This is a genomic window from Amycolatopsis sp. lyj-346, from assembly GCF_046548975.1.
In the GTDB taxonomy this organism is placed as follows: domain Bacteria; phylum Actinomycetota; class Actinomycetes; order Mycobacteriales; family Pseudonocardiaceae; genus Amycolatopsis.
This window is the reverse complement of record NZ_JAJPWT010000014.1, coordinates 35,743-57,900: the sequence shown is the minus strand read 5'-3', so window position 1 is coordinate 57,900 and position 22,158 is coordinate 35,743. Positions and strand designations below refer to the sequence as shown.

20 protein-coding genes are annotated in these 22,158 nt (G+C 73.5%); 16 read left to right on the top strand and 4 right to left on the bottom strand.

All coding sequences use genetic code 11. From position 1 onward, the window contains the following. Window positions 1–444: 444 nt before the first annotated feature. From ACLJQE_RS32850 to acpS, 11 genes are all read left to right on the top strand, one after another. Window positions 445–2,064 carry a condensation domain-containing protein gene (locus ACLJQE_RS32850; RefSeq protein WP_410643415.1) on the top strand — a complete coding sequence of 540 codons (1,620 nt, stop codon included), beginning with the start codon at window positions 445–447 and terminating at the stop codon, window positions 2,062–2,064. 26 nt (window positions 2,065–2,090) lie between these two features. Continuing rightward, window positions 2,091–3,050 carry a ketoacyl-ACP synthase III family protein gene (locus tag ACLJQE_RS32845; protein ID WP_410643414.1) on the top strand — a complete coding sequence of 320 codons (960 nt, stop codon included), beginning with the start codon at window positions 2,091–2,093 and terminating at the stop codon, window positions 3,048–3,050. Beyond that, window positions 3,047–4,390, top strand: a complete 1,344-nt coding sequence (locus ACLJQE_RS32840) for an ATP-grasp domain-containing protein (RefSeq protein WP_410643413.1) — start codon at window positions 3,047–3,049, stop codon at window positions 4,388–4,390. The genes ACLJQE_RS32845 and ACLJQE_RS32840 overlap by 4 nt, the downstream gene beginning before the upstream one ends. Further along, the gene (locus ACLJQE_RS32835) at window positions 4,387–5,688 is read left to right on the top strand and encodes a type III PLP-dependent enzyme (protein ID WP_410643412.1); all 1,302 of its coding nucleotides are present in this window, start codon (window positions 4,387–4,389) and stop codon (window positions 5,686–5,688) included. The genes ACLJQE_RS32840 and ACLJQE_RS32835 overlap by 4 nt, the downstream gene beginning before the upstream one ends. After that, window positions 5,685–5,951, top strand: a complete 267-nt coding sequence (locus ACLJQE_RS32830) for an acyl carrier protein (RefSeq protein ID WP_086848245.1) — start codon at window positions 5,685–5,687, stop codon at window positions 5,949–5,951. The genes ACLJQE_RS32835 and ACLJQE_RS32830 overlap by 4 nt, the downstream gene beginning before the upstream one ends. Window positions 5,952–6,017: 66 nt before the next feature. Beyond that, entirely contained in the window at window positions 6,018–6,878 is an 861-nt protein-coding gene (locus ACLJQE_RS32825; RefSeq protein WP_410643411.1) for a hypothetical protein, read from the top strand. After that, the gene (locus tag ACLJQE_RS32820; RefSeq protein WP_410643410.1) at window positions 6,878–7,825 is read left to right on the top strand and encodes a 3-oxoacyl-[acyl-carrier-protein] synthase III C-terminal domain-containing protein; all 948 of its coding nucleotides are present in this window, start codon (window positions 6,878–6,880) and stop codon (window positions 7,823–7,825) included. Before ACLJQE_RS32825 ends, ACLJQE_RS32820 begins: the two co-directional genes overlap by 1 nt. Further along, window positions 7,822–8,430, top strand: a complete 609-nt coding sequence (locus ACLJQE_RS32815) for an acyl-CoA dehydrogenase family protein (RefSeq protein WP_410643409.1) — start codon at window positions 7,822–7,824, stop codon at window positions 8,428–8,430. Before ACLJQE_RS32820 ends, ACLJQE_RS32815 begins: the two co-directional genes overlap by 4 nt. Beyond that, complete coding sequence (locus ACLJQE_RS32810; RefSeq protein WP_410643408.1) at window positions 8,427–9,566, top strand: acyl-CoA dehydrogenase family protein; 1,140 nt, start codon at window positions 8,427–8,429, stop codon at window positions 9,564–9,566. The genes ACLJQE_RS32815 and ACLJQE_RS32810 overlap by 4 nt, the downstream gene beginning before the upstream one ends. Beyond that, window positions 9,559–10,311: a hypothetical protein gene (locus ACLJQE_RS32805; protein WP_410643407.1), complete on the top strand. Its 753-nt coding sequence runs from the start codon at window positions 9,559–9,561 to the stop codon at window positions 10,309–10,311. The genes ACLJQE_RS32810 and ACLJQE_RS32805 overlap by 8 nt, the downstream gene beginning before the upstream one ends. Further along, window positions 10,308–10,967 (top strand): holo-ACP synthase, encoded by a 660-nt coding sequence (gene acpS / locus ACLJQE_RS32800; protein WP_410643406.1) that lies wholly within the window; start codon window positions 10,308–10,310, stop codon window positions 10,965–10,967. The genes ACLJQE_RS32805 and acpS overlap by 4 nt, the downstream gene beginning before the upstream one ends. A gap of 210 nt (window positions 10,968–11,177) precedes the next feature. Here acpS and ACLJQE_RS32795 read toward each other — a convergent pair whose 3' ends face one another. Further along, on the bottom strand, window positions 11,178–12,173 hold the full coding sequence (locus ACLJQE_RS32795; protein WP_410643405.1) for a LuxR C-terminal-related transcriptional regulator: 996 nt from the start codon (window positions 12,171–12,173) through the stop codon (window positions 11,178–11,180). A 188-nt stretch (window positions 12,174–12,361) separates the two neighbouring features. Here ACLJQE_RS32795 and ACLJQE_RS32790 point away from each other — a divergent pair, with 188 nt between their 5' ends. The 5 genes from ACLJQE_RS32790 (at window position 12,362) to ACLJQE_RS32770 (ending at window position 18,989) form a co-directional block, all read left to right on the top strand. Further along, window positions 12,362–12,634 carry a phosphopantetheine-binding protein gene (locus ACLJQE_RS32790; RefSeq protein WP_410643404.1) on the top strand — a complete coding sequence of 91 codons (273 nt, stop codon included), beginning with the start codon at window positions 12,362–12,364 and terminating at the stop codon, window positions 12,632–12,634. Next, window positions 12,627–14,165: an acyl-CoA ligase (AMP-forming), exosortase A system-associated gene (locus ACLJQE_RS32785; RefSeq protein WP_410643403.1), complete on the top strand. Its 1,539-nt coding sequence runs from the start codon at window positions 12,627–12,629 to the stop codon at window positions 14,163–14,165. The genes ACLJQE_RS32790 and ACLJQE_RS32785 overlap by 8 nt, the downstream gene beginning before the upstream one ends. Window positions 14,166–14,252: 87 nt before the next feature. Then, window positions 14,253–15,092 carry an ABC transporter ATP-binding protein gene (locus ACLJQE_RS32780; protein WP_410643402.1) on the top strand — a complete coding sequence of 280 codons (840 nt, stop codon included), beginning with the start codon at window positions 14,253–14,255 and terminating at the stop codon, window positions 15,090–15,092. After that, the gene (locus ACLJQE_RS32775) at window positions 15,076–15,837 is read left to right on the top strand and encodes an ABC transporter permease (RefSeq protein WP_410643401.1); all 762 of its coding nucleotides are present in this window, start codon (window positions 15,076–15,078) and stop codon (window positions 15,835–15,837) included. Before ACLJQE_RS32780 ends, ACLJQE_RS32775 begins: the two co-directional genes overlap by 17 nt. A gap of 32 nt (window positions 15,838–15,869) precedes the next feature. Then, the gene (locus ACLJQE_RS32770) at window positions 15,870–18,989 is read left to right on the top strand and encodes a beta-ketoacyl synthase N-terminal-like domain-containing protein (protein WP_410643400.1); all 3,120 of its coding nucleotides are present in this window, start codon (window positions 15,870–15,872) and stop codon (window positions 18,987–18,989) included. Window positions 18,990–19,196: 207 nt separating this feature from the next. On the opposite strand, the gene ACLJQE_RS32765 is transcribed toward ACLJQE_RS32770, so the two are convergent. From ACLJQE_RS32765 to ACLJQE_RS32755, 3 genes are read right to left on the bottom strand one after another with little or no spacing between them, the layout of a single operon-like run. Further along, the gene (locus ACLJQE_RS32765) at window positions 19,197–19,946 is read right to left on the bottom strand and encodes a thioesterase II family protein (protein ID WP_410643399.1); all 750 of its coding nucleotides are present in this window, start codon (window positions 19,944–19,946) and stop codon (window positions 19,197–19,199) included. Next, the gene (locus tag ACLJQE_RS32760; RefSeq protein ID WP_410643398.1) at window positions 19,943–21,019 is read right to left on the bottom strand and encodes an HAD-IIIC family phosphatase; all 1,077 of its coding nucleotides are present in this window, start codon (window positions 21,017–21,019) and stop codon (window positions 19,943–19,945) included. The genes ACLJQE_RS32765 and ACLJQE_RS32760 overlap by 4 nt, the downstream gene beginning before the upstream one ends. Beyond that, complete coding sequence (locus tag ACLJQE_RS32755) at window positions 21,016–22,155, bottom strand: acyl-CoA dehydrogenase family protein (RefSeq protein WP_410643397.1); 1,140 nt, start codon at window positions 22,153–22,155, stop codon at window positions 21,016–21,018. Before ACLJQE_RS32755 ends, ACLJQE_RS32760 begins: the two co-directional genes overlap by 4 nt. Window positions 22,156–22,158 lie beyond the last annotated feature (3 nt).

Here is a 22,158-nt window from a genome sequence, read left to right as displayed (position 1 = left end):
AGTGCCGTGCCCGCGGTGGCCACGAGACCGGCACTTTCACGCCGAAAGTGCCGGGTCCGGCGGCACGGCGGCGCGTCCGGTGCGGTGCGCCGCCGTCCCGCCGCGGCGTCACGCCTCCTTGGCGGCGACCTTCGAGGCTTCCTTGGACGCCTCCTTGGCGGCCTCCTTGGCGGCGACCTTCGACGCGACCTTGCTGGCGACCTTCGAAGCTTCCTTCGACATGGTGCTACCTCATTCCTTTGGTGGGATTTCCCCCGCAGATCCGGAACGCGTTTCCGGTGGGGCCAACCCAGATTCACCGACGAACCGTTGCGGGTCAAGGGAAACTCCTTCGCCGCCGGTGTCATGTTCGTGCCACGGAGAACGTGCCACCGCCGGGGGCTAACCATTTCCGCCGCGGCCGCCCACCATCGGCGTACGACGATTCACGGTTGGAGGCCCCGGATGCCCGAGGCGAAGAGCGCGAACCTCTGCTGGGGACAGCACCACCACCTGCTGCGGTACCTGCGGGTGCCGGCGCCGTCCCGGCACGAGGCGCACATCGGCACCAGCTACCCGCTACCCGCGGGCTGCACGGTCGCGGCCGTCCGCACCGCACTGACGCACCTGGTGCGCCGCCACGAAGTGCTGCGCACGGTCTACGACCTGACCGGCACCGCGGCGGACGGGCGCACCTGGCCGCGCCAGCTGGTGCAGCCGCCGTCGCCGCAGCCGGTGACCGAGGCGACCACGGAGGACGACGGCACGCCGTCGCCCGTGGACGTCGTCGCGCGGCTCACCCGCACCCCGTTCGACCTGGCCCGCGACTGGCCGATGCGGGCCTGCGTGGTCACCACCGGCGGCCGGCTGGTGCGGCTGCACCTGGTCTTCAACCACCTGGCCTTCGACGACGTCGCCCTTGACCGCCTGGCCGCCGAACTCGACGAGCTGCTGGCCGCGCGCACCGAAGGCCGGCCCGCCGTGCTGGCCCCGGTCGAGCACCAGCCGGTGGACCTCGCGCGCTTCGAGGAGAGCCGTACCGAGACCGACGTCGAGCCCGCCCTGAGCCACTGGCGCGGAATCGTCCGGCAGCTCCCCGCGGACGTCTTCGCCGCGCGCCGCACGGCGTCCGAGGCCGCGCACAGCGCCTCCTACACCGTGCCGGCGCTGTTGTCCGCCGCCCGGGCGATCGCGGCGCGCGAGCACGTGTGGCCTTCGGCGGTGCACCTCGCCGCCTATGCCGTCACGCTCGCCGCCTACACCGGGGAAACGCTGGTCGCGCACCGGATGTACACCAGCCAGCGGGACGCCAGCGGGTTCGGCGGGGCCGTCACGTGCCTGTCCTACCCGACGCCGGTGCTCGCCGACCTCGGCGGCGATCCGCGGTTCTCGTCGGTGGTCAAGGAGTCCGCCGCCCGCGTGAGCCAGGCGATGGCGCACGCGCACGTGCCCTACGACCGCGTGTACGAGCTCGTCGCCGAGGAGAGCGCGAGGCGCGGGATGCCGGTGCGCGTGGTGGCGGAACTGAACTTCCTCGACAACGCGCCGCGCTCGTGCCGGGCCAAGCGGGACCGGTACGTGGTCAACGCGGCCCCCGCCGACTGGGCGCACGCCGGCTCGGACAGCTACCTGCGCGTGTACGAATGGGCCGACGGCATCACCCTGGCCCTGCAGGCACTGGACGCGGTGATGGACGCCGACGCCGTCGAACGGTTCCTGCGCGGCTACGCCCGGCTCGTCGAGGCCCACCGCGAACCCGGCACCGACCTGCGCGTCAGCGAGGCCGCCGCGCTCATCGGTTTCACCCCGGCGCCGCCGCGGCGGACCGTGCGGATCGACCCCGGCCCCGCCGGCCTGGCTCCTGCGCCCGCCGAACGCGTGCTCATCGAGGTCGTGGCCGAGGTCAACGGCCTCGGCGACGTCGACCCGGCGTGCAGTTACACCGGCGCGGGCGGGCGCGTGCTGCGCCTGCCCCGCGTGGTGGCCGCCCTGCACGAACGCGGCTGGAGCGCCGGGCTCGTCCCGTTCACCACCGCCCGCCCCCTGTCCGCGCTCGCGCACGAGCTCGTGCCGGCCCGCGGCTGAGCCAGTCCGGAAGATCGGAGGAAACCATGTCCTTGCTCGAAGCACCCCGCCTGGAACGGGTGGCGTCGTTCGTGCCGGAGACGAGCCTGCCGGTCGCCGACCTGGCCGGCCCGCTCGGCCTCGACGCGACGCAGCTGCGCTTCTTCACCCGCTTCCTGGGCCTCGACCGCGTCGCCGTCGCGGACGGCCTCGACCTGGCCGACCTGCTGGTGGGTGCGGGGGAGCGCGTGCTGTCCGGCACCGACCGCGATTCGATCCGGTTCCTGGTCCACGCGCACACCATGCAGCACGTCGCCGTCGCCACACCCGGCCTCCTGGAAGCGGTCCGCACGCGGCTGAGGCTGCCCCGCGCGACCGTGTTCAGCCTGTCGCACCTCAACTGCGTGGTCGGCATCCACGCCCTGCACGTGGCTCGGTCGCTGCTGGCGACCGCGGCCCCGGGCGACCGCGTGCTCGTGCTGACCGGCGACAAGGTGCTGATGCACGAAGCCCGCCTCATCCGCGACACGACGATCCAGGGCGACGGCGCCGCCGCGGTGCTGCTCGGCCCGGACCCGCGCGGCGACCGCGTCCTCGGGCGCGCGCTGACCGTGCTGGGCGAGTTCTACCGCGGCATCGACTGCGACGAAGCCCTGCAGCTGCAGTACAAGCACGTCTACCCGGACGCGCTCGCCCAAGTCATGCAGGACGCCCTCGACGACGCCAGGGTCGCCGCCGCGGACATCGCCGCCATCCTGCCGCACAACGTCAACAAGCTGTCCTGGAAACGCATCACGGCCGCCCTCGGCGTGCCGCGGGACCGCGTTTTCCTCGACAACGTCGGGAAGTACGCCCACTGCTACAGCTCCGACCCGTTCATCAACCTGGCGGCGGCGCGCGCGGACGGGCGGGTCGATCCGGGGGACCTCGTGCTGCTGGCTTCGGCCGGCCTCGGGGCGACCTTCGCGGCGGCCGTCGTCGAGATCGGAGAAGGGAACCAGGGATGAATTTCGTGGCACGGCTGAAAAAGGACCTCACCGGCGACGCCGGGGCGCGGTTCGTCTTCGTCAACAACTTCGAGGTGGAACGCAGCTGGGCGGTCGGCGAGCCGAAACTGCCCGGCGCCGGCATCTCGTTCGCGGGGGCCACGGTCAACCGCATGGAGGAGATGGGCGCGCTGCTCGCCGGCGAGGGCGACCTGGTGGTGCTGAAGGCGCCCATGGACCCGGCGTTCGCCGCCTACCTCGCGCGGATCGGCGCCGCCGACGGCTCGACGCTGATCGCCGAGCACAACGACCCGGACGCGATGGTGACCGAGGACGCGCTCGACTCGCCGGAGCTGCTGGGCAAGCTGCGGGAGCTGGCCGACGGCAACACGTACCTGATGCCGCTGGGCATCTCGGCGTCGGAAGAGGCCTTGGCGAAGGAGTCCGGGCTGCCGCTGGCCGGCTCGACCGCACAGATCTGCAAGGCGGTCAACGGCAAGGTGTTCAGCCGCGGCCTCGTCGACGCGCTCGGCCTGCGCCAGGTGCCCGGCCGGGTGGTGCACACGGTCGGCGAGCTGCGTGCCGCCCTCACCGCGCAGCTGGCGCTCGGCGGCCGGGTGGTGGTCAAGGAGTCGCTCGGTGTGTCCGGGCGCGGCATGGTCGTCGTCGAGGACGAGCGCGGCGCGAACCGCCTGCTGCGCCTGATCGAGCGCCGCGGTGCCGACGCGCCGGCGAACCTCGTCGTCGAGTCCTGGATCGAGCACGCCCAGGACCTCAACTACCAGTTCGTCGTCTCCCGCACCGGTGGCGTCCGCTTCGAGACGGTCAAGGCCGCCGTGCTGAAGAACGGCGTCCACCAGGGCCACCGCTTCCCGGTGGAGCTGCCGCCCGTCGCGGCGCGCGAGCTGGCCGAAGCCGTCGAGAAGATCGGGCGCGCCCTGCACGACGAAGGCTTCTTCGGCATGGTCGGCGTCGACGCGATGCTCTCCGCCGACGGCACGCTCTACCCGTGCCTGGAGATCAACGCCCGGTTCAACATGTCGACCTACCAGAGCCGGATCGCCGAGAAGTTCATCCCCGCTGGCCGGCACGCCATCGCGGCGACCTTCTCGCTGAAACTGCGGCGGGAACACACCTTCGCCGAGGTCGAACGCGCACTCGGCGACCTGTTCTTCACCGGCGCCGGCGACACCGGCGTGCTGGTCAACAACTTCGCGACGCTCAACGCCGCGGCCACCGGCGAGGGCTCCTTCCACGGCCGTCTCTACGCGATCTGCGTCGGGGACTCGGCCGAGGAGGCCCTCGCCGTCCGGACCGAAGCCGAGCGCCGCCTCGCGGAAATGGCAGGGAACGAGGCATGACCGACATCGACTACCAGGACCTGGCCGAGCGCTTCGGCACACCGCTGTACGTCTACGACGGCGATGTCCTCCACGCCACGATCACCGGCCTGCGCGCGGTGCTGCACCCGGCGATCGAGGTCTTCTACTCCCTCAAGGCCAACCCGAACATCAGTGTCTTCGCCGCCCTGCACGGCGGCGGCGCGCGGGCCGAGGTTTCGTCCATCGTGGAGCTCCAGACCGTGCTCAAGGCCGGTGCGCGGCCCGGCGACATCATCTTCCTCGGCCCCGGCAAGAGCGAGCAGGAACTGCGGGCGTGCCTGGAAACGGACGTCTACGCGATCGTCTGCGAGTCCTTCGCCGAGCTCGACGACATCGAACGGCTCGGCGCCGAGCTCGGCAAGCGCCAGCGGGTGCTGCTGCGGATCAACCCGACCTGCGCGATCAGCGGGTCCCGGCTGACCATGGGCGGCAAGCCCCGCCAGTTCGGCATCGACGAGGCCCAGGTCCTCGCCGCCGGCCCGCGGCTCGCGGAGTACCGCCACGCCGACGTGGCCGGCATCCAGGTCTACATGGGCACGCGCATCCTCGACGCCGAGGTCATCGGCAAGAACACCCGCTACGCCCTCGATCTGGCCGAGCGGGTGGCCGCGGAGACCGGCATCCGGCTGGAAGCCGTCGACATCGGCGGCGGCCTCGGCGTGGCCTACTTCGAGGGCGAGGACGACCTCGAAGCCGCCGACGTCGCCGCCGAGATCAACCCGATGCTGGAGGCGTTCCACCGGGCGCACCCGGCCACGCGGCTGATCATGGAGTCCGGCCGGTTCCTGGCCGGGCGCGCCGGGGTCTACGTGCTCGGCGTCCGCTACGTCAAGGAATCCATGGGGGAGCGGTTCGCGATCGCGGACGGCGGCACCCACCACCACATGGCGGCCGTCGGCATCGGCTCGTTCGTCAAGCGCAACTTCCCGGCCGTGCTGCTCACCCCGCGCGCCGCCGGCGAGGACACCGACGACACCGTCGAGCCCGGCCCGTGGACCGTCACCGGCCCGCTGTGCACCCCCAACGACACCCTGCTCAGGCAGGTGAAACTGCCCGACCTGCGCGCCGGCGACCTGGTCGGCGTCCTGAACTCCGGCGCCTACGGGCCGTCGGCTTCGCCCGGGTTGTTCCTCAGCCACGGGTTCCCCGCCGAGGTGCTCGTGCGCGGAGGTGCGGCCTTCCTGGTCCGCGACCGCGACGAGCCCGCGGACCTGCTGCGCAAGCAGCACCTGCACCAGCCCCCGACCACCGAAACCACGGGAAGTGAGCCGAGATGAACCGCACCGAGATCGTCGCCCACCTGGAGATCGCCCTGTCCGCCGTGCTCAACAAGGAGATCGGCGGTGTCACGCCGGAGCTGCGCCTGTTCGAGGACCTGGCGCTCGACTCCACCAGCGTCATCGAGCTGCTGATGAGCCTCGAGGACACCATCGGTCTCGAGATCGACCCGGACGAGCTGGGCCCGGAGGTCTTCCGCACGGTCGGCAGCCTGACCGACTACATCGAGTCGGCCTTCGCCAGGTCCGCCGCGGCGGTCTAAGCCATGTCCCTGCAGCTCATTCGGGGGTCCGGGTGGCGGAGCCCCCGGCCCGGGGCGAAGCCCCGGATGTCACAGACCCTTGCGCCCCCGGGGCGGGCCGCGGGCCCGCCGCGCCCGGCCGGGGTGCACCTGACCGGCATCACGCACCGGGTGTTCACCGAGCGCGCCAAGCCGGTGTTCGGGATGCGCCCGGAACTGGCCCGGCTCATGGTCGAGACCTTCGGCGCCGCGGCCGACCAGGAGGACTTCCTGGCCCGCACCGGCAACGGGTTCATCGAGATGACCGAGGCGCTGCTGGCGGACGCGGGCGGCCCGCTGCCGCCACTGGACGCGGTGGTGCTCGCCTACCACTCGCCCGACCTGTACCACTCGGAGGTCGCCGGCTGCTACCTCGCCGGCCGCCTGCCCGGCAACCCGGAACCGTGCTCGGTCGCCGGACCGGGGCCGGGTGCGGCGTTCACCGCACTGCGCCTGCTGGACGGCATGTGCCGGCTCGGCGAGGCGACCTCGGCGGCGCTGCTGGTGTTCGACCAGAACGCCGTGCTGTGGGACAGCGGCCACCCGGCCACGCACCGGCCCGACGCCGCGGTCCTGCTGCAGGCCGGTGCGACCGGCGACGTCGCCGTGACCGAACTGGACGAGGTGCGGCTCGGCGGGACCGGGCCGCACACCGCCACCCTCGCGCTGGCGGACGTGCTCTACCGGCACCCGGGCGTCCGGGTGCTGGCCGGCGCGGGCCTCGCCAAGCGGCTCGCGGGCACCCCGTACGCCGGCCGCGTCGAAGCGGTGCCGGACCTGTGGTGCACCGGCGTGTGGGCGGGCCTCGCCCGCTTGTGGCCGCTGCCCGAACCGGTGCTGCTGGCCGATTTCGAACCCGCGAGCGGCACCTTCTGCAGCTGCCTGCTCGTCCCCGGGAGGGAGAACTGATGGACACGGGGCTGTCCCGGGTCGCCGTGCGGCTGCCCGGCCGCGTCGAGGCCGTCGACGACGTGCTCGTGCGGTCGGGCGCCAAACCGCTGGAGCGGCGGATGTTCGGCCGCATCTACGGCCTGCGCGACAGCCCGGTGCTCGCGCCGGGCGAGCGGATGGCGGACCACCTGGCCGAGGCCGGGCGGGCCGCGCTCGGCGGCGGGCGGGCGAGCCTGGTGCTCTACGGCCACACGCTGCTCATCGCCGAGCTGGACCTGTGCGGCACGTTCCCGGACCGGCTGCGCGACGCGCTCGGCCTGCCGGGCGTCCCGTTCTTCGGGGTGTCGCACGTGAACTGCACGTCGGTGCTGCGCTCGGTCGAACTGGCCCGGCGCTACCTCGCCCGGCCCGGTGCCGGGCCGGACGACCGCGTGCTCGTGCTCGGCGGCGACCAGGGCAGCGCGAGCGACCGCGGCCGCTACATCCCGGGCACGACCATCGCGGGCGACACCGCGGCGGCGTTGACGGTGTCCCGTGGCCCGGCGCGCTACCGCTACCTCGGTGGAGCGAGCGCCCGTGACACGCGGTTCCACCGCAGCCTGCGGATGACCAAGGAGGAGTTCGCGCTCTTCGGCAAGGTGTGCTGCGAGCAGGCGGTGGCCGTCGTCGGCGCCGCGGCCCGCAACGCCGGGCTCACCCTGTCCGATGTGGACTGGGTGCTGCCGGACCTGTCCAACCGGATGTTCTGGCGCACCTTCAGCGGCCTGTCCGGGTTCCCGTTCGACCGGATCCCCCTGGACCTGGTCGCCGAGCGCGGGCACAACTTCGGGGTCGACTCCCTGCTCGCCCTGCAGCACGCCGACGCGGCCGGACGGCTGCGTCCCGGGCAGCGCTGCGCCCTGGTCTCCGTGGGCCAGGGCGCCTACTTCCAGTCGGTGATCATCGAGGTCGTGGAGGAGAAGTGACCACCAGCCTGCTCGAATGCGAGCGGACCGCGCGCCGTGACGGCCTCGCGGCCGGCCTCGCGCGGGCCCTGCCCGCCACCCCGGCCGACCGGCTGGCCCCCGGCCGGTACGCGGCCGTGCCCGCCGCCGCCGTGCCCGAAGGCGCCGAAGTGCGCACGCACAGCCTGGCCGACCGGGAGGACATCGTCTTCCTCGCCTGCCCGGGCCGTCCCCGCGAAGAGCGGGACGCCCACGAGCTGGCCGACTTCGGCCGGCACCTGGCCGCGGTCCGGCTGGGAGTGCTGCGCTCGGTGCTCGACCACGTCGTCGAGCACCTGTCGCACCGCACGTCGGGCGACGAACCCCTGATCCGCAAGCAGCTGGTCGTCGGCGCGCTCGGCGACGTGATGGCCGCGGTGGAACGGCTGCGCGCCCAGGTGCGCTCGCAGCGGCACCCGGTCGCGGTGGCCGACGTGCACCGCGAGCTGGACGAGCTGGGCTGGCGGGTGGCCCAGCACCTCGGCGCCTCGGGCTTCCTGGCCACCTCACCCGCGCGGTCGCTCTACGTCTCGGCACTGGTGGCCGGCACCTGGGTGGACCGGGAACCGGAAGGAGAACCGGCATGATCGAACTGAGCGAGCGCGTCCGCGCGGTCCGCGACCTGAGCCGGGAGGCGGCCGTGGACCTGCGGTCGCGGGCCCTGGCCATCGACACCGACCCGGACGCGATGGAGGAGCACTACGGCTCACCCGTGTTCGAGATGGTGCGGCAGGCCGACACGCCACCGCAGTACCGCGAGTCGCTGCCGTCGACGCCGCTGCTGCGGGCGATGGAACGCGGCTCGTGCCTGGAGAACGTGGCCGGGCTGATCGAACTGGCCCGCGGCGACGTCGGCGCGATCCTGGCCTGCCCGTCACCCGGCCTGGCCGGGGTGTTCGTGGAGCTGCTCGGCACCCCCGAGCAGCAGGAGTGGTTCTTCACGCGGATGCACGGCGGCCGCCGCTGGTCGTTCTTCGCGATGACCGAGGAGGGCCGCGGCAACGACGCGACCGCGATGGAGACCCGGTTCGAGCGCGACGGCGACGGCTGGCGGCTCGACGGCGGCAAGTGCTACGTCGGCAACGCCGCCCGCGGCAGCGTCGGCGTGGTGTTCGGCCGCACCGGCCGCGGCGCGCTGTCGATCCGCGCGGCGCTGGTCGAGGTCCCGGCACCCGGCTGGCACGGCGAGAAGCTCGACATGATCGGCCTCCGCGGTGCCTACATCAGCCGGCTGTCCTTTTCGGACGTCGCCATCCCCGCCGGCCGGATGCTGGGTGACCACCTGCCGGCGACGCGGCGGGGGATCTTCGCCGCCATCACGACGTTCAACCACATGCGGGTGCGGATCGCGGCGTCCGCCGTGGGCACCGCGCTGGCGATGGTCGAGTACGTGCTGGAGCACCGCAAGAACGCCCCCGGCGGCCAGCTCGCCCTCGCCCGTGCCGAAGCGGGCCGGGAGCTGGTGTACGAGGCGGCGGCGCGGATCGACCGCGACCCCGAGCGCGGCTACCTCTCCAGCGCCGCCAAGCTCGGCGCGGTCGGCCTGGCGGTGAGCACGGCGCACTGGGCGTCGGCCGCGCTCGGCCCGGCCGGCCTGATCGAGCACCCGCTGCTGGAGAAGTGGACGCGGGACGTGCACGCGTTCGAGTTCATGGAGGGCACGAGCAACATCCACCGCCTCCACGTGGCGCGCGGGTACCAGGCGGGAGACGCCGATGCCTGACCTCGGGATCGACACGATCGCGTTCGCCGCCGCCCGCCGCGAGGAGTACGTGCCGCTCTCGGCGCTGCCCGGTGCCGCCGACCTGGTGCCGCCGGAGCGGCTGGCCGCCGCCGGGATCCCGTTGTCCCGCTTGATGGTCCGGATCCCCGAGGACGACGACGTCGACGTCACGGCGCAGGTGCTGGCCGCGCTGGGGCCGCCCGCCGTGCCGCAGCCGCTGTACTTCGTGCGGTCGGGCCCGCTGCGCGACCCGAACGTCGCCGCGCTGGCCGGGCTGGTGCAGCGCAGTGGCTGGGCGGGCGAGGACGTCGGCCTCACACACCTCGACGAGCTCGGCGGCACGGCGGTCTTCGGGCTGCTGGAGTGGGCGGTCGAGACGGAAGCGACGGCGGTCGTCTGCGACGAGCCGCTGTTCGCCGACTCGGCGGGCGGCCACCCGCGGTTCGCCGCGGTCGGCGTCCGGCTGCGGCGCGGTGCCGGTGCCCCGCTGGCCGTTTCCGGCTGCGGCGAAGGGAAACCCGCGCTGGCGGGCGACCACCGGTTCACCGGCCGCGGCCCGTGCGACGCGTGGCTGGCGTTCTGCGCGGCGCTGGCCGAAGGCGTGGTCGCCGACGGCGAACGCGTCCTGCTGCACACGCGCGGGCCGCTGCGCGAGGGCTGGCTTTCACTGCTCGCCCTGGACGTCTCCGCGGTGCGGCTGGTGCCCGCGGCCACGGCGACTTTGCTCGGGGGGCGGAGTGGATGAGAATCGGCGTGGACCTGATGTCGATCCCGCGGTTCGCGGAGGTCGCGGCGCACCACCGCTACCGGACGCTGGTCTTCACCCCGGTGGAGCTCGAGCAGGCCGCCCGGATGGGTGCCGAACGGTCCCTGGAACGGCTGGCCGGGCGGTTTTCCGTCAAGGAGGCCACGTGCAAGATGCTGGGCCGTGGCTTCGGCCAGGGCCTGCGCTGGCGTGACATCGAGGTGACCAACGACGACTGGGGAGCGCCGCTGGTCACGCTGGCCGGCGGCGCGGCGGAGATCGCGGACGAGGCGGGCCTGGAGGAGATCGTGGTGACGTTGAGCCACCAGGCCGACCTGGTGGTCGCGGTCGCGGCGGCGGGCTGTGCCCGGCCGCCCCGCCCGTTCCGCCGCGCGGCCACGCCCGCGGTGCCCGTCGTCCCGGCCCGCTTCGACGAACTGGCGGCCCTGGCCGCCGACCTGTTCTCGGTCCCGGCCGGCGAGGTGGCCACCGCGGCGTCGTTCGCGGGCGATCTGGGGGTCACCTCGGTGGTCGTGATCGAGCTGCTCGCCCGGATCGAGCACCGGTACGGCCTCCGCATCCCGGAGGCCGGCGTCTACCGGATGACCGATCTGCAGCGCACCTACGGCGTCGTGGCCGAGGCCGCCGGGTGGTAGGGCGGGCAGAGAGAAGGGGCCTTCCGCAGTGTGCGGAAGGCCCCTTCTCGTGTACGGAATTTGGCCCACCGGCCGGTTCACCCGCCCGGCACCGGCGAGCCCCGACCCGAGCGCCCCAAGGTGGCCTTGGTTGCGTTGAACGCACCGAAGGCCGCCTTGGGTGCGTTGAACGCACCGAAGGCCACCTTGGGGCGCATGCGGCGCGGGCGGTCAGGCGAGGGTGAAACGGGACGCCGCTTGGACTCCGGCCTGGAAGCGCGAGACCGCGTCGAGGTTCTGCAGCATCGCGGCGATGTGCCGGCGGCACGTGCGGACGGACATGCCCAGCCGCCGGGCCACGACCTCGTCGGTCAGGCCCTGGGCCATCAGCCGGGCGATCGTCTGCTGCAGGTCGTGGGCGATCTCGCCGCTGTAGCCCTGGTCCTCGGGCGCGAACGGCGTTGCGCCATCCCACAGCTGGTCGAACAGGCCCAGCAGGAACCGCACCATGCCCTGGTCGCGCACCCGGCGGGCGGACAGCTCGGCGGCGTCGACCGTCACCGCCAGCGAACGGTCGAAGACCACCGCCGCCTGCGGTACCCGGCTCAGCGTGCGGATCCGGGCGCCGCGGCCGGCGAGCTGCGTCAACCGGGCGCGGGACGCGTACCCCGCGCGGCTGCGGTGCGGGCACACCACCCGGACGCCGACGCCGTCGCCCAGTACCGCGTAGCAGGCGTCCAGCAGCTCGTCGACCAGGTCGTCGGCCGCCTCGCCGGTGTGCAGCACGACCAGCTCGTCGCGGCAGACCTCGGCCGCCAGCTTGACCAGGCCGCGGATCTCGGCGATGCCCTCCAGGCGGTCGAGTGCGCCCGCGTGGCCGGTGACGCCGGCCGGGGCGCGGGTGATGCCGTCGATGCGCTCGCGCAGCCGGTCGGCCTGCTCCCGGCGTTCGTACATCGCGCGTTCCAGCGGGGTGACGACCAGTTCCGCGGCGGCCGACGGCTCCCGCGGCACCAGGCCACCGCCGGGGTCGGTCCGCAGCAGGTGCAGCTCCACCAGCCGCGCCGCCGCCGCCTGCACGGTGTCGGCGGGCAGGCCGAGGTGGGCCGCGGCGGTGGCCACGGACGGGATCCGGCCGCAGCGCGCCGCGTAGCGGTACAGCTCGGCTTCGGGGTCGGGCTCGGGCACGGAGAACGCCCCGGGCGGCGGGAGAGTGGCCGTCGACATCGTGCCTCCAACGCGGATCCTTCGGGCTGCTGCGGTCATCACCGTCGCAGCCCGCCTTCTCGGGGCGCTCTCACGCCGCTCTCACCCGGCAGTGGCGGGACGAGAGCGGCGTGAGAGCCCGGTGATTCCGGCCGGTGGTGTCCTCGGGAGGACACGGTTGACCGCCGAACGCGAAACAGGGTGACGAAATGCCTGACCCCACACTCCCCATCCCGCCAAGGTTCCTCGAGATCCTGCTCGCGCACCTGCCCTACGCGCTCGGGGACCGGATCGCCGAGGACGACGACCTCGCCGCGCTCGGGCTCGACTCGATGGGCGTCGTGCAGCTCGTCACCGACCTGGAGGAGACCTTCGCCTTCGAGCTGCCCGACGAGCTGCTCACCGAGGACACCTTCGCCACCGCGGGCAGCCTGTGGACCGCCGTCGCGGAGTTCGTCGTCCCGGAGCCCGCCGATGTCTGAGGCAGCCGCGCCGGTGCGGCTCGACCGGCTGCTCGCCCGCGGCGCGGACGGCGATCCGGCGCTGACCCACAAGGACCGGACGCTGACCTACGGCGAGCTCGCCGACCAGGTGGCGCGCGTGGCCCACGGCCTGCACCGCCTCGGCGTGCGCCGCGGCGACCGGGTGGCGGTGTATGCGGAGAAGCGGCTCGAGACGGTCGTCGCGTTGTTCGCCGCCGCGGCCGCCGGCGCGGTCCTGGTGCCGCTGAACCCGCTGTTCAAGAGCCGGCACCTCGCCCACGTGGCCGCCGACTGCACCCCCAAGGTGGTGCTCACGACCGCCGAACGGCTGGCGACGGTCCGCGAGGCGGTGCCCGGACCGACCCCGGTCGTGGTGTTCGGCGAGCCCGCGTGGGACGCGCTGACCGCGGCCGCGCCGGTCGCGGTGCCCGGCGCCGGCGCGGTGATCGACCACGACCCGGCCGCCATCATGTACACCTCCGGCAGCACCGGCGGTCCCAAGGGCGTCGTGCTGTCCCACCGCAACCTGCTGGCCGGCGCCGCGAGCGTCGCGGAATACCTCGGCCACACGCGCGACGACGTCGTGCTCGCCGCGCTGCCGCTGAGTTTCGACGCGGGGTTCAGCCAGCTCACCACCGCGTTCGCCGCCGGCGCGCACGTGGTCCTCGTGAACTACCTGCTGCCCAAGGAGATCGTCCGGCTGTGCGCCCGCCACGGCGTCACCGGGCTCACCTGCGTGCCGCCGCTGTGGCTGCAGCTGGTGACCCAGGCGTGGCCCGCCGAGGCGACCGCGCGGCTGCGGTACTTCGCCAACACCGGCGGCCGCATGCCGCGCGCGACGCTGACGCGGCTGCGCGAGCTCTTCCCGGCGGCACAGCCGTTCCTGATGTACGGCCTCACCGAGGCGTTCCGCTCCACCTACCTCGACCCGGCCGAGGCGGACCGCCGTCCCGGCTCGATCGGGAAGGCGATCCCGAACGCCGAAGTCCTCGTGCTGCGCCCCGACGGCTCGCCCTGCCTGCCCGGCGAGCACGGCGAGCTGGTGCACCGCGGCGCGCTCGTGGCGCTCGGCTACTGGAACGACCCCGGACGCACGGCCGAGCGCTTCCGCCCGGTGCCGGGGCCGGAGGGCCTGGTGCGGCCGGAGATCGCCGTGTGGTCGGGCGACACCGTCTACCGCGACGAGGACGGGTTCCTCTACTTCGTCGGCCGGACCGACGAGATGATCAAGACCTCCGGCTACCGCGTCAGCCCCGCCGAGGTCGAAGAGGCCGCCTACGCCACGGGCCTGGTGGGGGAGGCGGCCGCGTTCGGCGTGCCCGATCCGGTGCTGGGTCACCGGATCGTGCTGGCGGTCGCGCCCGAGGCGGACGCCGAGGCCGTTTCCCGGGCGCTGGCGAAGGAACTGCCCGCGTACATGCTGCCGCGGCGGATCGAGGTGCTGCCGAAGCTGCCCCGGTCGGTCAACGGCAAGTTCGACCGCGTCGCGCTGCGCGAGACGGTGGGCGCGGTGTCCGCCGTCCCCGAATGACGGCAGTTTCCTGCCACCGCGGGAGCCCGCCGTTCCCGCTGATCCCGTGCGACAGTCCGCTTGTCGCGAATCGCAAGGAGCGATCCCATGTTGCAAGCAATCGACCTCCGGAAACGCTACGACGAAGTGCAGGCCCTCGACGGCTTCAGCCTCGAGGTCGCCCCCGGCGAGATCGTCGGGCTGGTCGGCCACAACGGCGCCGGCAAGACCACCTTCGTCGAGATGGTGTCCGGGCTGCTGCGCCCGGACAGCGGAACAGTGCTCATCGACGGCGAATCGCCGACGCGCGCCCGTGACCGCATCGGCATCTCCCCGCAGCACATCGCGCTCTACCGCCCGCTGACCGTGCGCGAGCACCTGGAGCTGTACGGCCGCCTGGCCGGCCTGCGCCGGGCCGCGCTGCGTTCGGCGATCGACGACCTCACGGCCGCGTTGCGGCTCGAGGGCTTCCTGAACCGCACCTGCGGCCTGCTCTCGGGTGGCCAGCAGCGGCGGGCGCAGGCCGCGACCGCGCTGGTGCACCGGCCGGCGCTGCTGCTGCTCGACGAGCCGACCGCCGGTGCCGACCCCGAGACCCGTCAGGCGCTGCTCGACGTGGTCAAGCAACGAGCAGGCGAGGGAGCCGCAGTGGTCTACACCACCCACTACCTGACCGAACTGACCGACCTGCAGGCCACGATCGCGGTGGCCGCCGAAGGCCGGGTGATCGCGCGCGGCGGCGCGGACGAGCTGCTCGCCGGCCTGCCGGGCGAGGTCCGCGTGCGCACCGCCGACGAGCAGCTGAGCGTCTCGACCACCGACCCGACGGGCACGCTGCTGGAGCTGCTGCCCACGGTGACGCGGCCGGTCGAGTCCGTCGAGCTGCGCAACCCCAGCCTGGACGACCTCTACCACTCCCTGGCGGTGACCGATGTCGACGCGCACTGACTCCCTCTACCGGGCCGGCGCCCTGGTCCGCTACAACGCGACCCTGCGCCTGCGCGACCCCTCGCAGCTGATCAGCTACCTGATCACCCCGATGATCTTCATGGTGCTGTTCCAGCCGCTGTACGTGAAGGCGCTGGGCGCCGGCGCCGCCGAGGCCGTGACCGGGCAGCTGGTGATGTTCTCGGTGTTCGCCATGGCCATCGTGGGCAACGCGATCTTCGTCGAACGCGAGTGGCGCACGTGGGACCGGTTGCGCGCCAGCCGCGCCGCCCGCGCGGAACTGCTGATCGGCAAGGCGGTCCCGGTGTTCGTCGTGCTGCTGATCCAGCAGGGCGTGCTCATCGTGTACGGCTGGCTCGTGGTCGGCATGCCGTTCCCGGTGTCGCCCGGCCTGGTGTTCGGCGCGATGTGCCTGTGGGGCTTCATGCTGCTGGCCATGGGCGCCGCACTGTCCACTGTGGTCCGCAGCCGCGGCGACCTGATCGTCGCCGTCGACCTCGGCGCGATCACCATCAGCTCGCTCGGCGGTGCGCTGCTGCCGGTGTCGCTGATGCCGCCGTGGGCGCAGGCACTCGCGCCGTTCTCCCCGGGCTACTGGGGGTTGTCGCTGATCCGCTCGGCCGTGGCGGGCAACGCCGAGGCCATGCTGCACCCGGCGTTGATCGTGCTCGGGATCGGCCTCGTCACCGGGGCGTTCGCCACCTACCGGCTCGCCCACGGCTGGGGCCGCAGCCACTTGCTCTGACCCCGGCGGCTCGCCCGGAGAAAGGACCGGCCATGACGGAACCGGCACCCGAATCGGCCGTGGCGCTCGTCGGGATGGCGGGGCGCTTCCCCGGCGCCGCCGACGTCGAGCAGCTGCGCCGCAACCTCGCGGCCGGGATCCCCGGCCTGCGGGAACTGACCGACGCCGAACTCGCCGACGCGGGCGTGGACCCGGCCACCCCGGGCCACGTCCGCGTCGGCGGGCCCGTGGCCGGCGGCGTCGAGACCTTCGACGCCGCCGCCTTCGGGCTCGCCCCGCGGGAGGCGGAGACCCTGGAACCACACCACCGGCTGCTGCTCGAATGTTCGTGGGAAGCACTGGAACGGGCCGGCTACCGGCCGGCCGATCCCGGCGTGCCCGTGGGGCTGTTCGCCGGCTGCGCGTTCCCCGACTACCTGACCCGCAACCTGCCCGGCCTCGCCGCGGAACCGGGTGGCAAGCCGCTGCTGTCCGCGGGCGTGGAGCGCGACTCGCTCACCTCGCTCGTGTCGTACAAGCTGGGCCTGCGCGGCCCGGCGATCACCGTGCAGACGTACTGCTCGACCTCGCTGGTCGCGGTGCACCTGGCGTGCCAGAGCCTGCTGACCTACGAGTGCGACCTGGCACTGGCCGGGGGCGCCGCGCTGCCCCTGCCGCAGACCGGCGGCCACGTTCACGCCGACGGCGACATCCTCTCGCCCGACGGCCGGGTGCGGGCCCTCGACGCCGCCGCGAACGGCACCGTGATGGGCTCCGGCGCCGCCGTCGTCGCGCTGAAACGCCTGGAAGACGCCCTGGCCGACGGCGACGTCGTGCACGCGGTGATCCTCGGCTCCGCGGTCAACAACGACGGCCGCGACCGGGCCGGGTACCCCGCTCCCGGCGTCGCCGGGCAGGCCGCGGTGGTCGACACCGCACTCGCCGTGGCCGGGGTGAAGCCCGAGACGGTCGGGTACGTCGAATGCCACGCCGTCGGCACGCCGCTGGGCGACTCGATCGAGCTGGCCGCGCTGAACCGGGTGTTCGGGCCCGGACGCGCGGCGCCGTGCGTGCTCAGCTCGGTCAAGCCGAGCATCGGGCACCTCGACCGCGCGTCCGGCGTCACGTCGCTCATCCGGGCGGCGCTGAACCTGCGTGACGGCGTCCTGCCGGGCACCGCGGGGTTCCGCACGCCCAATCCTGCGCTCGGCGACCGGTTCACCGTGCTGCCCGCCGACGTTCCCTGGCCCGCGGACGGCACGCCGCGGCGCGCCGGCGTCAGCTCGTTCGGGGTCGGCGGGACGAACGCGCACGTCGTCCTCGAAGCGCCGCCTGCCCGGGAGCCCCGGCCGTCGAGCGGTCCGTTCTTGCTGACGTTTTCCGCCGGTGACGCTCATGCGCTCGACGAGGTGACTGCGCGGCTGCGCGCCCACCTGGCCTCGCATCCGGACCTGAACCTCGCCGACGTCGCTTTCACGCTCCAGGTCTCGCGCGGCCACTTCGCGCTGCGCCGGGCCGTGGTGTGCCGGGACTCCGCCGACGCCGTGGCGGCGCTGGCCGGCCCCGGCCGGTGGATCGACGGCGAAACCCGCCGCCGTGACCCGCGGTTCCGCCTGGTCGCGGGCAGCGGCTCGGACTGGGCGTCGACGGCCGCGGCCGCCCACCGCCTGCTGGCCGGCGACGACGTGCCCGCGCCCGCCCCTACGCGCGACGGCGCGCTGTCGGCGTTGGCGGCCGGGCTGACCCGGCTGGGCATCCGCCTGGACGAGAGCGCCACGGACACGATCGTCGTCGAGGGCGGTTCGGCTGATTCGTGGGTCCTCGAAACTTTGGCCCGGCTGTGGCTCGCGGGCTGCACGCCGGACTGGCCGGCCCTGCACCGCGGCTCGGCCCGGCGGGTCGAACTGCCGCCGTACCCGTTCCAGCGCAAGCGGTTCTGGGTCGATCCGGCGGCCACGCCGCCGGTGGCCGGTCACGTCCCTTCGTGGCGGCTCGATCCGCAGCCGTCGGCCGGCTTGGAGCGCCGGGTGCGGGCGGCGGGGCCGTGGCTGCTGTTCGCGGCCGAGCCCGTCGGCGAGGAGCTGGCCGGACGGATCACCCTGGCCGGCTCCGAAGTGATCACCGTGCGGCCGGGGCCCGGGTTCGCCGCACTGGACACCGGTGACTTCGTCGTGGGCCCGGGTGACCTGCCCGAGCTGCTGCGTTCGCTCGTGGTGGTCCCCCGCACGGTCGTGCACGGCTTCGCCCTGGGTGGTTCACCCGGGGACGTCGAGGTGGCGGCCGCGCAGTGGCCCGGCATGGTGACCCTGACCTCCGGCGCGGTGGGCGTGCTCGGGCCGGACCTGACCACACCGGCGCAGGCGGCACTCACGGCATTGACGGCCCGGCACGTCGACGTGGGGGCGGGAGCGTCGGTCGACCAGGTACTGGCGGCGATCCTGAACGGCGAGACGCCGCTGGCGGTCCGAGGCGACCAGTCCTGGCGGCCGCACCACGAGCCCTGGGACCCGGCGGACCACGCGGAGGCGGTGGTGCACCGCGGCGCCGGCATGCCGGGCCTTCTGGGGGAGGTCGTGGTGCATAGCGGTGTCGGTGTGCCGGGCCTTCTCGGGGAGGTCGTGGTGCATAGCGGTGTCGGCGTGCCGGGCCCGAGCGGGGAGGCCGACGTGCCGGATCTGGGTGGGCGGCGGGGCATCCTCCTCGTCCGGCCGGAACCCGCGGGCCGGGTGCTGGCCGCCCGGGCCCGGGTCGCCCGGCTGGCCGGCCGCGGGCAGTGGACCACCGTGGTGTCCACTTCGGACCCTGCCCCGGAAGTCCTCGCCGCGGTGGCGGCCGCCGACCAGCTGACCGAGGTCGTGCTGTCGGGAGTTCCCCTCGCCCGGCCGGTTCCGGTCGGCGAACCCGTGCGGCAGGAGACTCCGGTCCGGCCGCGTCCCGCACTGGGCACGCCGTTCGTCGAGCCGGAGCCGGGCCTGGAGCAGGAGGTCGCGGCCCACTGGGCCGCCGCACTGGGCTACCCGGAGATCGGCGCGGACGACAACTTCTTCGAGCTGGGCGGCCGCTCGGCCGGCGCGGTCCGCATCGCCGCGCACTGGAACCTGCCCGCCACGGCGGTCGTCGAGCTGCCCACCGTGCGCCTGCTCGCCGCCCGCATCGCCGAGCTCCGTTCCTGACCCCGCCCACACCGAAGGGCCCCTTCCCCAGACCGGGAAGGGGCCCTTCGACATGGGTGATGGGCCCGCCGCCAGGGGTATTGGCGACGGACCCACCACGTTCAGGGGTGGCCCGGTCCCCAGCGCCCCAAGGTGGCCTTGGGTGCGTTCAACGCACCCAAGGCGGCCTTCGGTGCGTTCAACGCACCGAAGGCCACATTGGGGCGCTCAGGACCAGGGGCGGAGGGCGGCGGCCAGGTGCGCGCGGGTCACGTCCTCCTGCTCCAGGACCGCGAAGTGCCCGCCTTCCAGGACGTGCCCGCGGAACGGCCGGACCGTCTGGTCCCGCCACGCCAGCACCGAGTCCACGCTCGCGCGGACGTCGGCCGTGCTCGCCAGTGCCGTCACCGGAACCTCCAGCGGCGGACCGGCGACGTACCCGTACGTGTTCTTCACCGTCAGGTCCGCCCGGATCGGTGGCAGGATGAGGCGCAGTACGCGGGGGTCGTTCAGGAACACCTCGGGCGTTCCGCCGAGGGTGCGCAGGAGGGCCACGATCTCCGCGTCGCCCATGCCCGCCACGATCGGGTCGTCCGGGGTCAGCCACTGCGGGGCCGGGCAGCCCGACACCAGCAGGTGGACCGGCGGCACCGCGTCACGGCGGGCGATCTCCCGCACCAGCTCGAACCCGACCAGCGCCCCCAGGCTGTGGCCGTAGACGGCGTAAGGCGCATCGCCGGCCGACAGCACGAAGTCCGCCAAGTCCGCGACGAGCGCGGGCATGGCCGTGTGCGGGGTGTCCTTCTGCCGCGTCTCGCGGCCGGGTGGCTGGACCGGGCACACCGTCACCCCGGGCAGCCGGCCGATCCACGAGCGGAACGCCGACGCCGAGCCGCCCGCGTGCGGCAGGCAGTACAGCCGCACGTTCCCCGCGGTCACGGGGAACGGCAGCCAGCGGCTCGCCACCGCGGTCGTCACGACTCCACCTCGAGCGTCACGTACGCCGGCGGCTCCTGGACCGCGGAAAGGTCCGCCGCGAGCACCACGTGCGCGCCGTCCCGCGAAACCTCGCGGAACCCGCTGAACGCGTACGTGATCTGCATCATCCGGTTGCGGCCGGTCTCGACGAAGTCCGCGCGCAGCCCCGCACCCGCGGCGCGGGCCAGGCCCATCACGTGGCCCAGCAGCACCGTGCCGACACCACGCGACATCACCCGGCACGACATCAGCATCATGTTGAGCCGCCAGTCCGGCGAACCCTTCTCCAGCAGCGCCAGGCCGATCTTGCCGTAGGAGCCGAACTTGTCGGTCAGCGACGCGACGAGCAGCACGTGGTCCGGAGACGAGCGCAGGGCGTCCAGCTCGTCGTAGGAATACGTCCGCCCGGTCGAGTTGAGCTGGTTGGTGCGGACCGTCAGCTCCTCCGCCCGCTGCAGGTCCTCCCGCCGGGCCGGCGCGATGGTGAACCGCAGGCCCAGCCCGGCGAGGAAGTCCTCGCCGGTGCCGGCGAAGTCCGCCTCGACGTCGTCCCGCTCGAGCTGGCTGAAGTACATCCCGCGCCGCTGCGCCGACTCGTCGGTGACGAACCGCGGCGCGAACTCCGGGCGCCGCAGCACCTCGTCGGCCTCCAGGACGTCCACAGTGGTCACCTGTGGCAGCGCGAAGGAAACCTCGGCTCGTTCGAACTCCTGGTCGTCGACGAACGCGAACGCGTCGAGCCCGAGGTTGAGCTTCTGAGCGATCTGGCCGATCGACACCGACTTCGCGTTCCACGAGATGCGCGGGAACAGGAAGTACTCGTCCAGGCCGAACTCGCGCAGCTTCGCCAGCGCGGTCTCGTGGTCGTTCTTGCTGGCGACCGAGTGGAGCACGCCCATCTCGTCGAGCCGCTTGACGTGCTCGACGACCCACGGCCGCAGCCGGACGTCGGCGTCTTCCAGCAGGACCCCGTCCCAGACGGTGTTGTCGAGGTCCCACACCACGCACTTGATCTTGCCCTGGACCGGCTTGGCGCCTGCCTGGACGGCCGCCGGCTCGATGAGACTGGTCACGGTACCTGCTTCCGGTAGGCCTCGGCGGCGATGGTCATCCGCTGGATTTCGGTGCTGCCCTCGATGATCTCCATGACCTTCGAATCCCGGTAGAACCGGGCGACGGGGTAGTCCCCGCTGCAGCCGTTGGCGCCGTGCACCTGCACGGCCTCCGACGCGTGCTTCGCGGCCGCGGTCGAGGCGAAGTACTTCGCCACCCAGGTGGCCATGATCGTGGCCGAGTCGCCCCGGTCCTTGAGCCGGCCGGCCTCGGCCAGCAGCAGCCGGGCCGCGCGGACGTCGGTGACCATGTCCGACAGCTTCGCCTGGATCAGCGGAAGGTCACTGAGCGGGGTGCCGCCGACGGTGCGCCGGGTCGTGTAGTCCGCGCACGCGTCGGCGCACGCCTGGATGATGCCCACCGACCCGGCCGCCACGCTGTAGCGGCCGAGGTCGAGCGTGCCGGTGAGGACCATGCCGGAGGCGAAGCCGCTCGGCCCGAGCAGCGCGTCGGCGCCGAGCCGGACGCCGTCGAAGGCGACGGAGGCCAGCATCGACGACCGGGTGCCGAGGATGTCGTCGATCGGGGTGACCGTGACGCCGGGCGCGGCGCGCGGCACGAGCAGCGCGATCGTGCTGGCCGGCCCCTTCGCGAAGACGAGGAACAGGTCCGCGCGCTGCCCGTTGGTGGTCCACTTCTTGAGGCCGTCGAGCCGCCAGCCGTCGCCGTCCGGGGTGGCGGTGGTGGTGATCGCGGCCGTGTCGCTGCCCGCGCCGGGCTCCGACAGGCAGAACGCGCCCAGCACGCGCCCGCTCGCCAGCTCCGGCCCCCACCGGCGCTGCTGCGCCTCGGTGCCGAAGCGCAGCAGCGCCCAGGAGAGCATGGTGTGCACGGTCAGCAGGCTGCGGACCGACGAACAGCCCCGGCCGGCCTCCTCGTGGATCTCCCCGAGGGTGACCATGTCGGTGCCCGCGCCGCCGAGCGCGGGCGGCAGGAACGGCGCCCACAGCCCGGCTTCGGCGATCTTGTCCAGCAGGTCCTCGGGAATCCGCCCGGCCCGGTCCCAGGCGTCGGCGAAGGGCACGACGTGCTCGTCCACGAAGGCCCGCGCGGCCTCGCGGCCGGGCGCGCGGACCGCTGCCAGTACCTCCGTCACGGC